7 protein-coding genes are annotated in these 12,891 nt (G+C 42.3%); 6 read left to right on the plus strand and 1 reads right to left on the minus strand.

Annotated features, from left to right (window positions below):
* The first annotated feature begins 10 nt into the window (after nt 1-10).
* The 6 genes from CGB83_RS01130 (at nt 11) to CGB83_RS01150 (ending at nt 10,345) form a co-directional block, all read left to right on the plus strand.
* Nucleotides 11-1,900 carry a sialate O-acetylesterase gene (locus CGB83_RS01130; RefSeq protein ID WP_228420039.1) on the plus strand — a complete coding sequence of 630 codons (1,890 nt, stop codon included), beginning with the start codon at nt 11-13 and terminating at the stop codon, nt 1,898-1,900.
* A 247-nt stretch (nt 1,901-2,147) separates the two neighbouring features.
* On the plus strand, nt 2,148-4,676 hold the full coding sequence (locus CGB83_RS01135) for a glycosyl hydrolase 115 family protein (RefSeq protein ID WP_100074114.1): 2,529 nt from the start codon (nt 2,148-2,150) through the stop codon (nt 4,674-4,676).
* Between the two features lie 349 nt (nt 4,677-5,025).
* Nucleotides 5,026-5,148 (plus strand): hypothetical protein, encoded by a 123-nt coding sequence (locus CGB83_RS20560; protein WP_257790667.1) that lies wholly within the window; start codon nt 5,026-5,028, stop codon nt 5,146-5,148.
* A gap of 77 nt (nt 5,149-5,225) precedes the next feature.
* Nucleotides 5,226-5,993, plus strand: a complete 768-nt coding sequence (locus CGB83_RS01140; protein ID WP_100074115.1) for a helix-turn-helix domain-containing protein — start codon at nt 5,226-5,228, stop codon at nt 5,991-5,993.
* Between the two features lie 30 nt (nt 5,994-6,023).
* Nucleotides 6,024-6,410: a VOC family protein gene (locus tag CGB83_RS01145; RefSeq protein WP_100074116.1), complete on the plus strand. Its 387-nt coding sequence runs from the start codon at nt 6,024-6,026 to the stop codon at nt 6,408-6,410.
* A gap of 1,211 nt (nt 6,411-7,621) precedes the next feature.
* Nucleotides 7,622-10,345, plus strand: coding sequence for a T9SS type A sorting domain-containing protein (locus tag CGB83_RS01150; RefSeq protein WP_100074117.1), 2,724 nt, complete (start codon nt 7,622-7,624; stop codon nt 10,343-10,345).
* A gap of 559 nt (nt 10,346-10,904) precedes the next feature.
* On the opposite strand, the gene CGB83_RS01155 is transcribed toward CGB83_RS01150, so the two are convergent.
* The gene (locus CGB83_RS01155; RefSeq protein ID WP_100074118.1) at nt 10,905-12,623 is read right to left on the minus strand and encodes a S41 family peptidase; all 1,719 of its coding nucleotides are present in this window, start codon (nt 12,621-12,623) and stop codon (nt 10,905-10,907) included.
* Nucleotides 12,624-12,891 lie beyond the last annotated feature (268 nt).

The raw sequence follows: 12,891 nt of genomic DNA on the forward strand, positions 1-12,891 counted from the left end.
TACATTCAACATGAAAACCGGGTACTTCAGACCATTCATTCTATTTAAACTGACCTTTCTGATGGTTTTTTTCAGTCATCAGCTCTCGTTCGGGAAAATAAAACTTCCGGATCTGGTCGGTGACAAAATGGTTCTGCAGCGTGATGTAACGCTCAACATCTGGGGCTGGGCGGATCAGGGCGAAAATATTACGATCAGATTCCGTAATGAAACCTACAATACTTCACCCGACAAAAACGGAAAATGGTCTGTGCAATTGAAACCGCAGAAACCGGGAGGCCCGTTCGTGATGGAAATTAACGAAATCACGATCCGGGATATTCTCGTGGGCGACGTCTGGCTCGCTTCGGGACAGTCGAATATGGAAACGCCGATTGCCCGGTTAACCGACCGTTTTCCGGAAATCAATGTTTCGGATTTCAATAAAATCCGGTATTTCAAAGTGCCTACCCAGAACAGCGTTGAATCCGTTAAGGAGAATATAGCACCTGGCGGAAAATGGTTTACCGGAACGGCTTCCGAGGTGATGAACTGGACCGCTTTTGCGTATTTCTATGCGCTTGAGGCCTACGAACATACCAAAATTCCGCAAGGTATGTTGGTTTCCAGTCTGGGCGGTTCGGCCATTCAGAGTTGGATCAGCCAGGAGCACCTCAGGGATTTTCCTAATGATCTTATCGACAAACAGGCATTGTCTGCGCTCAATGCTTCCAAACTGGATAAAGGAAGGAATCTTTGGAATCAGAAGGATTTTGATGACGCAAACTGGCAAAAAGCAAAAGTGCCCGGAAAATGGAAAGACAACGGAATCCAGGCCAAAGGGACGGTCTGGTTTAGGAAAAATTTTGACCTTCCGGCTTCTATGGACGGAAAGTTTGCCCGGCTTTACCTCGGCGTGATGGTCGACAGCGATTCGGTTTTCGTGAACGGAACATTTGTAGGTTCGACCTCATATACTTACCCGCCGAGAAAATATGATATTCCGGGCGGCATTTTAAAACAGGGGAAAAATACCATTGCCATCCAGCTTACGTCCAACTTCGGAAACGGTGAATTTGTCGCCGACAAGCCGTATAAAATCGTAGGAGACGGCGTTGTCGTTGATTTGACAGGTGAGTGGAAATACAATATCGGTCAGGATACGAGTAAAGATGAAGACTACAAATCGAAGCTGAAAAACCTTCGGAGCACGCCTTCCGGACTGTACAACGGGATGATTTATCCGATCTGGGATTACAAGGTTCGCGGTGCGATCTGGTACCAGGGCGAAAGCAATGCCGGCCAGTCGGAGAATTATGCCGGTCTGCTGAAAAACCTGATCGAAAACTGGCGGGAAGTATTTCAATGGGACCAGATGCCATTTTTACTGGTTCAGCTTCCCAATTTTATGGAAAAAACAAGCGATCCCAATGCACCAAGCGGATGGGCAGGAATCCGTGAAGCTCAGTTTAAAACCTCACAAACGGTTCCATACACGGCGATGAGCGTGAACTATGATCTCGGGGAATGGAATGACATTCATCCGCTCAATAAAAAAGATATGGCCAAACGCCTGTTTCTGGCTGCCCGCAAACTGGTGTATGGTGAAAAGCTGGTCAGCAGCGGTCCTGTTTTCAGTTCGATGAAAGTGGAAAATTCAACGATTATCCTTTCATTTGACAATATCGGAGGCGGCCTGAAAAGCAGAAACGGAGCACTGAAACATTTTGCCATTGCCGGAAGCGATAAAAAATTTGTCTGGGCCGAAGCAAAAATCAAAGGCAATAAAATAATTGTCAGCAGCAAAGAAATCAAAAACCCGGTGGCCGTCCGGTATGCATGGAGCAATAATCCCGAAGATGCGAATCTTGAAAACACAGAAGGATTGCTGGCATCGCCGTTCAGAACGGATGACTGGTAAGCTTTGATTTACCTAATCTATTATACATGTTTAAACTAATTTCAGAATTAACCGCAAAAGTCACAAAAGATAATTATACCGCAGTGATTGGAATATTGAAAGTTCTCAAAAGAATAAAAATCTTTGATTTTTAATACTTTAATCTGAATCTTATATGACTCATGTGTCTAAAAAAAGCTTTTGTGAAATTGCTATTAAATAAAAAGTTTAAACGACCTATTAAATAAATACGCATAAAATAAATATTATGAAGACGATATTGAATTATTTTTCTCTTTTAATACCGCTGGTTTTTACAACCCTTGTAAAAGCGGCCGATCCTTTTATTTCTTTTGTGAAGGCAGAGAATTCGGTGGTATTGAAGGAAGGCAATTCTGGGCTGACGCTGTTTTCGGACAGCGATTCAGATAAGGGAATTCTTCGCGCAGTGGCGAACCTTCAGTCCGATTTCCGGAAGGTAACCGGCATTCAGCCCAACCTTATTTCCCAAAATTCCGGGGTAAATGGAATGCTCATTATTATTGGTGAAGCTGGAAAAAGCAAAACCATTGATGCATTGATCAAGGCTAAAAAAATCGATGGGAATTCGCTTAAGGGCAAGAATGAGAAATTTATCATCCAGAACATAAGCAATCAGTTTCCCGGCGTTTCCGAAGCGGTGGTCATTGCCGGAAGCGACAAGCGGGGAACCATTTACGGAATCTACGAAATGTCGCAGCAGATCGGCGTTTCGCCCTGGTATTACTGGGCGGATGTTCCGGTTGAGAAAAAGGAAAATGTATACTTTAAAAAAGGGATTTATACCGACGGAGAACCTGCCGTGGAATACCGCGGAATTTTTTTAAACGATGAGGAACCTTCCCTGGGAAGCTGGGCGAGGGCGACTTTCGGAGGGATCAATTCTAAATTTTACGAAAAAGTATTTGAGCTGATCCTGCGGATGAAAGGCAACTACATCTGGCCGGCCATGTGGGGAAAAGCTTTCTATGACGACGATGCTTTAAGCGGACCGCTGGCTAATGAAATGGGCATCGTGATGGGAACTTCACACCACGAACCGATGGCTTTAGCACAAACCGACTGGCACCGGTACATCAAAAGAAACAACCTGCCGAATATCTGGGATTATTCCAAAAACGCTGAGGTTTTGCAGAAATTCTGGAGATCCGGATTGGAAAGAAGCAAAAACTGGGAAAAGCTTGTGACCGTAGGCATGCGTGGCGATGGTGATGAAGCGATGGGAGAGGGCACCAATATTGCCCTGCTGGAAAAAATCGTAAAAGACCAAAGAAAGATTATTGCCGATGTCACCGGAAAAAAAGCGGAAAGAACACCGCAGGTCTGGGCGTTATACAAAGAAGTTCAGGACTATTATGATAAAGGGATGCGCGTACCGCATGATGTGATCCTGTTGTTCTGCGATGACAATTGGGGGAACGTGAGGAAGCTTCCGGATCTTTCCAAACCTTTGCACAAAGGCGGTTACGGGATGTATTACCATTTTGATTACGTAGGTGGACCGAGAAACTCCAAATGGATCAACATCAGTCCGGTCCAGCGCGTTTGGGAACAGATGAACCTTTCCTACGAACATAAGGTCGATAAAGTTTGGGTAGTGAATGTCGGTGACCTGAAACCGATGGAATTCCCGATCAGCTTTTTCCTGGACATGGCCTGGAACCCGAAACAGTTTAATGCGAGTAATTTATTCCAGTACACTGAAAAATGGTCGGCGCAGCAGTTTGGTGAAAAACACGCCAAAGAAATCGCGGAAATGATCAACACCTACGCAAAATACAACCGCCGGGTAACGCCTGAAACCCTGAACTGGAATACCTACAGCCTGGAGAATTACAACGAATTTGAAACGGTTCTCAATGATTACCGGGCTTTGGCCTTGAAAGCACTGCGTCTGAAGGAAGATATTCCGGCAGAATATCAGGACGCGTATTACCAGTTGGTACTGTACCCGATTGATGCGTGCAGCAACCTGTACGAAATGTATTATGCCGTTGCTAAAAACCGGGAACTGGCGGCTAAAAAAGATCCGGAAGCGAATAAATATGCTGATCAGGTAAAACAGTGTTTTGAAAGAAATGCTTATCTGGACAACTATTATAATAATGTGATGGCCGGCGGAAAATGGCAGCACATGATGGACCAGATGCGCATCGGATACAAAACCTGGGCCGACGGAAAAGAAAACATCATGCCTGAAGTGACCTACATTTCCGAAGCGGATTTTCCGAAAGAAAAGATATTTCAGGAGAAGAACGGCTATGTTTCCATAGAAGCGGAACATTTTGCCAGGATGCACAATTCGGACCGGATCCATTGGGAAGTGATTCCTGATTTCGGGAAGACCAAATCCGGCGTGACGACCTTTCCACAGAATGCCTATCCAAAACCGGATGAAAACATCTACCTGGAATACGACATGAATTTTGAATCCAAAGGCGAATTTGAAGTCCGGCTATTACTGGCTCCGACATTGAATTTCAATCACAACAAAGGACTGTGCTACGAAATTTCATTCGACGGGCAAGCGCCGCAGGTGGTGAATTTCAACGGCCATTACAAAGGCGAGCTGGGAAGATGGCAGTCGGAACACATCATCCGATCCATCACCAAACACCAGATCTCCCAGTCAGGAAAACATACGCTCCGTTTCAGGGTGCTGGAACCAGGCATCGTACTGGAGAAGATCCTCATCAATACCGGCGGGCTGAAACCGAGTTATCTCGGTGCGCCGGAAAGTGATTATACCGGAAAATAATTTTGTTACCTCTTAAAACCATCGGATTTTTCCGGTGGTTTTTCTTTTGGTATTTTTTGATCTGAAATTTAATTCAACCATAAAATTCGGTAATTTTATGGTATTAACTTCAAATTGCATAAGTTCAATGTTGAAAATGATTTTAGGTATTTGGTAGTCAATATATTAGATGGGTTATCAATAGCGTCGGGCTTTAGCGCGATGTCATTATAGCAATCTAAAATCCGGCTTTAGCCAAATTATGATAGGTTTTGGCTAAAGCCGATTATTATCCTTCATAAGGTAAATGGGCTAAAGCCCTTCCTATTGATAATACCCACATCAACCTATTAAAAATAAATAAAATAAAATGAAACGAAACGTAGAAAATAAAATTCAAATCCTGAAAGATGCAATTCAGGAAGGAATTAATAGTGGCATTGCAAAGGATTTTAACGCTGAAAAACATCTTCAGATTTTAAAGTCAGAATGAAAAGCAACCATTAATTGTATTAACAATAAAGCGATTAAGCTATAGTTTATCCATAATTCGGTAAAATCAGTCTTGTTATGATACACTCTCAAAAAAATCAACTGGAATACCTCTCGCTGAAACCTGATGGAATCTTACAGGATCTTGTGGAAAGCATCTGGATGATGAGGTATCATTCGGATGAAACGGCAGAAAGCATCATCGTTCCGGACGGAAAATTAGATATTGCCCTTTTGGCCGTGGAAAACGGAAGTTTTGAGATATTTATATCCGGAATATCGACCGGCCCGGTCATCAAACCGCCGTTTCCGAAATCCAAGATGTTTGTCATCAGTTTTCACCCGATCGCGGCGGAATATATTTTCAGCCAGTCTTTTGCGGATTTAAAAAACGACAGGCAGAAACTTTCTGAAGGTTACTGGGGATTTTGCAAAGATGATCTTGCGGATTTTGGTTCTTTTTATGAAAAAGCCTGCCACATGATTGCCTCCAAACTGACTCATGAAATTGATTTCCGGAAAAAGCACCTTTTTGAATTAATTGATGCCTCAAAAGGAGCCATTACGGTAAAAGAACTTTCCGAAAAGGTCGGATGGAGCAGCCGGCAGATGAACCGGTATTTCAACAGCTGGTTGGGCGTATCCTTAAAATCGTACCTCAACATCATCCGCTTTTCCCATTCACTGAAACAGCTGAAAAACGGGGACTTTTACCCGGAACTCAATTACGGTGACCAATCCCATTTCATCCGGGAAATAAAGAAATTCGCCGGTGTGAAACCTACCATTTTAAATAAAAACGAGAACGACCGATTTATCCAATTGAGCATGATGCCGGAAGACTAATTTTGTCCTGTTAATCAAACAAAAAATACGATGGGTTTAAATCATATCAATCTGGTAATAAAAGAAGTAGATCAGGCAGTGAGCTTATTTGCAAATCACTTAGGCTTTAATTTAATAACCAACCGCAACGGTAAAATGGCAGTTCTGGAAAGCAGTTATCAATTTGTCCTTGTCATCTGGGGCCAGGAACTGAACAGGAAAGATAAGATACCGGAATACCCGGAGAATTTTCATATCGGGTTTTATCAGGAGGATGAGAATGCGGTCCGGGAAATATATAACAGGCTTAAAGAGGTAGAAGGGCTGAAACTGGATTCCGAACCGAAAAAAATCAGGAATACCCTTGGATTCTACTTCTATTTTGAAAAGCTGATGATCGAAATCAGTGTCAATCCGTTTAAAGAAAACATCGCATAACCGTTGTAGTAAGTGCTGTTTCAATCGATTAAAATAACTTCCGCTAAAGTAAATTTGATGGAAGTTTCTTTTTAGGATTAATTAGGTGAATTTGACAGGATTTTTAACTTGAACTCGAAGTAGAAACCGGATTACGGGCTGGAAGATGGAAGCTGGAAGTTCCCTTTGTCAACATTACGATCAAAGTATTAATTTCAATGTTTATTATATGTGAATCCAAACTTTGTTAAAATCCCAACTCATTAAATTGACTCCAATTTATTATTTAGATAAATAACTGAAAATAAATTAAATACGGTCGAGTTTACGTTAATTTAAATCGGATGCAGAGCTTATCCAAGCCCTGAAAGGGCGGTATCAATAGCCCCGGGCATCGCCCGGGGTTAAATTATGAAAGAATACATTTGAGCCCTGTAGGGGCGCAATCATCAGATACCATCTGCTCTTATGATTATTAATAGGTAATACCGACAGCAACTACAGAATAAACTTCCAGCCTCCCGCTTCCTTCTTCCAGCCTTTTAACCTTCCCGTCCGATTTACGGTGGCAGACCCCTGTTTTTGGTTAAATTTTTTTCTTCAGAATAGGGCTTTTGATGATGAAAATGACCTTTTTTATCCTTTTAAAATCGAACCGCATAAAACGTAAATCATTAAATATATGATATTTATATTTTTGATTATCATATCAATAAGTGCTCGTTTGTATTGGATTAATATCGGGGGTGAACGGTTTTGAAAAAATAAAGTGTATTTTATACATTTATTTCAAATAGAATGTTATATTTGTTTGTAACGGAATATGAAATTTTGTTCATAAAGGAACATCATTTCAGATTTATTGAATTTTTTGGGTTAGGATGTGTTTTTTCACAGATGATTTAGAATCATAGTGAGCATCCAATAATGAAGGGCTGCATTCAATAATCAGTTCCGGGAATAAAATGCTTCACTGAATAATAAAATAGGCCAATACAACCCAAATCTATAATATAATATGAATACATAATTCTGCTTTGCCTTTTGTATTAAAATGGTTTCAACAGATCATAAGAATACGAAAGGAACATTTCCAACAAATTTGTGTACCGATTTTAGCCTGACTATCCAACAGTCAGGAAGGTTTCTTAGTGACAAAACCTGCTCATTTTGAAACGGATATGAAATACTCTTCAGCGGCTTGCTGGAGCTTAACCTAAAACAACAAGACTATGAAAAAACTTGCTCAGCGCATTGCCCTGGCTGCCGTCTGTTTACTTACAGGCATCAGCGGGTCCGGGCAGCTTACTACGGTAAGAATCAACAAAAACACAACCTACCAGAAAGTCACCGGCTTCGGCGGTTTTGTGTGCAGCCCTCAGTTCGGGTACAACCACATGACGACTTCCGAAATCCAGACCCTTTGGGGAGCCAACAGTCAGGCAGGCTATAACATCATGAGGCTCTATATCCCGGAAGACAGCAACAACTGGAGTTCCGTACTGGCTACGGCGCAATTGGCAAAATCCATGGGACTCACCATCTTCGCAAGTCCGTGGACCATGCCGGCTGCCTGGAAAACCAATAATCATGTGAATGCGGTGTATACCGACGCCAATGGCGTACAGCAGATCGGTTCCCTGAAAACGGCCAATTACCAGGATTATGCTCTGTATCTTAACAGTTTCGTTACCTATCTGCAGAGCAACGGGGTAACGCTGGATTATATTTCCATCCAGAACGAACCGGATGAAATGGCGCAGTACCAGGGATGCATCTGGACACCGGCGCAGATCGCTACATTTGTACGTGATTACGGTCAGCTGATCAACTGTAAAGTCATCGCTCCCGAAAGTGTAGGCTTCACGGATAATTTCGCCAACGCCATGCTCAACCAGCCTACCATGGATAATTTTGAGGTCTATGGCGGACACCAGTACGGCCTGATGCAATCTGCCTACAAACAGTTCCAAAACAACAACAAAGAAATCTGGCAGACGGAATACCTCATCAACTGGAACCCTTCTACCGGGACGCCACGCGACTTCAGCTGGAACCTGGATGCCTTTAACTTTGCTTCCAGCATCAACAATGCCATGCTTGGCAATGTGAATGCCTGGATCCATTATGCCGCCAAGCGATATTATGCGCTGATGGGTGACGGAACCAACGGAACAACCACCGGGGTCATGACCAAAAGAGGCTATATTCTTTCGCATTACGCCAAATATACCACTGGAAAAACGCGTATCGCCGCAACATGGGGCGACACCACCGGGATGCTTCAGGGGTCTTCCTACATTTCCCTGGATGGCAATCAGGTCGTGCTGATGGTCATTAATCCTTCAGCCAATTCGTATAATCTGAAAGTGGATCTGCCGTTTTATTCTACATCAGGAACCAAAGTGCTGACCGATGCACAGAACAATATGGCCACGACACCGATCACGATGGCGCAGACCTTCCGTCCCGGCGTAACGATCAACGCCTCCAGTGTGATGACTTTCGTATTCAATAAGAGTGGTGACCGTCCCGTTTCGGCGATGACCGGAAGCGATATCCGTTACAACAAGATTGAAACGATGGCGCCGACCAATTCCGCTTTCGGAACAGGGTTTAACATCAGCAATACAACGGCAACATTCTCCAATGCCAGTCCGCTGATCAGTACCAATACGACTTCCGCTAACGGCTATTTACAGCTGAATGACCGTTACAACAAAATGGTTCTTCACGTAAACAGCTTTACCACAGCGGGGCAAAGCTATTCCGACAATACCACGTTGTATTACATCAACAGCCAGGGACTCACAAAATCTTACAACTACGGAAAAATCACTTTCCCGGCAGGAGGAAACTTTGATATTACTTTGGATATTTCAAGACAGGTTCTGACGGACGGCTGCAAAGGTATTTTAGGACTACGGAATTCCAACTACGGCTCTGTGCTCACCCTGAATTTAGGCGATGTGTATTTCAACGTAGGTAACGAAGTGGCTTCCAAATTTGCAGGCTCTTATTCCGACGGCGACAGCAATCTGATGGATGCCCTGGAAAACGGCTATTACACTTCAGTAGATTTCAGGAATACGACCGGAACAACTTCTGCAAACAACTGGCAACAGGGAAGTGCCAATTCCAACAGCATTTATTATGTGCCATCCACGGTAACTTCTTCCAGCAACAACGTAATTTCGGGAACCAATGCTGCCAATCTTGTCCTTTCAGACCAGGGGAAAGATTTCCAGGTTCCGTTTACCTTCAGTGCATCAGCTGCATCGTATTCCCGTACATTCAACGGATTTGAAATGCTGCTTTTGCCTTTTACGGCAACGATTCCATCCGGAGTGAGTGTTTATCAGTTAGCATCAGGTTCTACCGGAATCAGCTGTACCGCTATTACGAACGGAACCATTCCTGCCAATACACCGGTATTGGTGAATGCCACAGGAGCCGTTACCTTCCAGGGAACCGGAAATGTTTCCACGCCGAAAGCCATCACCGTCAACCAGATGAACGGGGTGTACAACACCTTAAAAGTTCCGGCCAACAGCTATGTTTTACAGACCGTTAACGGAACTCCGGCCTTTTCTAAAGTAGCAGCAGGAAGCGAACCGATGATCAATCCTTTCAGAGCGTATCTGACCGAGGAAAATACCTACACGGCATCAGTACTTCCGTTAAGCTTCACGACACTGGCTGCCGAAAATCTTCTTGCCGATAAGAATGAATCGAGCCTCTATCCAAGTCCGGCAAAGAATGAAATCTTCATCGACCTGAAAACTTCCGGTACCGCTTCGGTATTCGATGCTAAAGGAAGTCTCATCATTAAAGATCAGCCATTACGCTCGGGTAAAAACCGCATCGACATCGGACATCTTCCTGCAGGAATGTATCTGGTGGAAATCTCCCCATCCGGAAACAAATCCGTTCAGAAAAAGTTCATCAAGCAGTAACTACTCCTGAACGATTATTTAACCATTTTATATGACAAAGCCACCAAATTTGGTGGCTTTGTTGTTTATCAATAGGAGCGGACTTTAGTCCGCTTTACAAAACAAATGCAAAAACGGCTTTAGACTAATTTTAAATCAGATCCGGCCTTAACATCATCTTATTTAATTTATTCCGGCAGATTTTCGGATTTGCAAAGATAATTGCGCTTAAATAATGCAGTTTAGATCCTTTCAGGATGACAAATTGAGCGAATAGAATAAGCATGAGAAAGAAAATCTCTGATTTTGCCTCGATAATCTGTAAGATATGATAGATGAATCGGCGAACCTCTTCGAGGTTTCATCTTATGTGTTCTAAAATATACGCAACGTAAGCAACTAAAAAATCTAATGTGGCTTATGGGGTAAAAGCTTTTGTGACTTTTGTGGTTACATTTTCTCCTATAGAATAGACGATAACGCATAAATCTGCTCAATCTGCGTGCGATTCACTTATTTGCTATTAATAGTAAATGAATTATTGTTTGAATATAATATTATGCTTGTTAATATAGCGAACCTACTTCTTCTGATCAATCAGTTCCAGAGCTTTCAGGAGCAGAAGGTCTTCTTTATTGCGGATGCTCTCAACCGTAGGACGCACCACGAAATCCGGTTTTATCCCGATGCGCTGTGTTTCCCCTCCGTCCGGATAATAAATACCCAGCCCTGAAAAAATGATCTTATTACCATCCGTCAGTCTAATGGAAGTTTTATTACCATCGGCGCCGGCGGTCTGGCTGCCTACAAAAACGATATTTGGGATTTTCTTGAAAACCATGGCCCACATTTCCTCCGCACTTTGGGTGTGTTCATTAATAAGAACGACTACCTGTCCTTTATACGGATCAGGATTATCTTTTCCTGCGAATTTATATTCTTTATTCACAATATTGTCTACAAAACAAAATCTACCCGGCTGGCTGAAGTTGGGCTGGGTTTTTATTCCGTATACAACGGGATGGGCTAATAAATAATCAAAAACTTTAAGCAGGGAAGCATTATCATTGTAGCCGCGCAGGTCAAAAACCATCCCCTTTGTATTTTTGTATTGTTCCATCAGGGCAGGGATTTCTGCTCCTTTCAATGATGCAAATTCGAAATACACCTTATCATCTATGGGAAAACTTGGGTTTAGACGGCTTTCTTTTTCATTGTACGTTAAATAATTATAGGTTTTTCCCTGGTATACCAGGTGAAGATCCGGGATGCCGTCTTTATCCCATTCCTGATCGAAAATACGCTTTGTCCGTTCCACGGTGGTCCGGAACTTTTCTCCATTGTTATGCAGTCCTTCCACTATGAAAGTTTCTTCATCTCCGCTGAACAGGTAACTGTATGCCTCGCGCAGTTCGACGGATCTATTGGAAAAGGCAAAATATTTCGATTTTTCTTTTATATTTTTTAGAATAGATTTGCCGTTAATTTTAGTAATCAGGTCGCCCATTTTCAGGTTTGCTTTTTTCATCTTAGCCTCATCCTTACTTCCTGTGATAAGCACAGCATCGTCAACCATTTGAAAAGTAAACGGAGAAGACAGCTTCCCGACTACATCATACTGATAGGTCTTTTCAATGCTGGTATGGGTATCCTGCAGCTCAGCAGCCAGTTGCATCACTACCGACTCATAATCTTTCTCATTGTTGATCTTTTTAAATAAGGGAATGTATTTTTTCAGGATATCATCCCACTGATGATCAAGCAGGTACTTATAAGGGTAAAAATACTCAATGGCATTCCAGATCCTGAATAAATCCAGCATTTTAACTTCCTTTGAAAAACTTTCATAAACTTTTTCATTGGCACTGCTGAAATAAATACCGCTTTTAGCCGTATTGGAATAAAACGAACCGACATTCCCTGGTTGATTTACCAATTTTAACAGGCGATTTTTGTTTTCAGGCGAAATTTTTAATTTTTCAATCCATGAAACATCAAAATTACGCAGCGTAATGCTGTCGCATTCATTATTAGTTCCTGCGATCTTGTCAAACTTCTGTTGGTCTGCCTTGCTAAGCCAATTTTTAACAAGGCTGTCAACTCCTTCTTTTGAACCGGAACGGAAACTTTCCAGCAGAACACCATCCCAGTCTGTTTTTCCCTGCGATACGGCAGGATGGTAATATTTCATCAATCCCCAGACTTTTCCGATCTGATATAATTCGCGGTCAGAAAATGTACTTAGTTGGGCAGACAGAGCAGAAGCCGTAAAAAAGCAGATGAGAATAATGGATTTCATAGTTGGATTTGGTTTTTGCTATTGGTATATAATTGATAACAATTTTTAAGGCTTTAATTTACTGTATTTTGTGAGATTATAAGTATTTATTATTTAAATAAATTGGATTCGACGAGGAAATGAATTTAAAGGTTGGAGAAAGGGAAGCTGGATGTTAGAAGTTTCTTCGGTTAACATGTCGATAACAGTCTCAAATATCAGATGATCGTGCTTGTACTCCGTAAAAACAAACTCTATTTTAACGTCAGTTCGAGTGTTTTTGCAGCTC

It is taken from the genome of Chryseobacterium camelliae, from assembly GCF_002770595.1.
Taxonomy (GTDB): domain Bacteria; phylum Bacteroidota; class Bacteroidia; order Flavobacteriales; family Weeksellaceae; genus Chryseobacterium; species Chryseobacterium camelliae.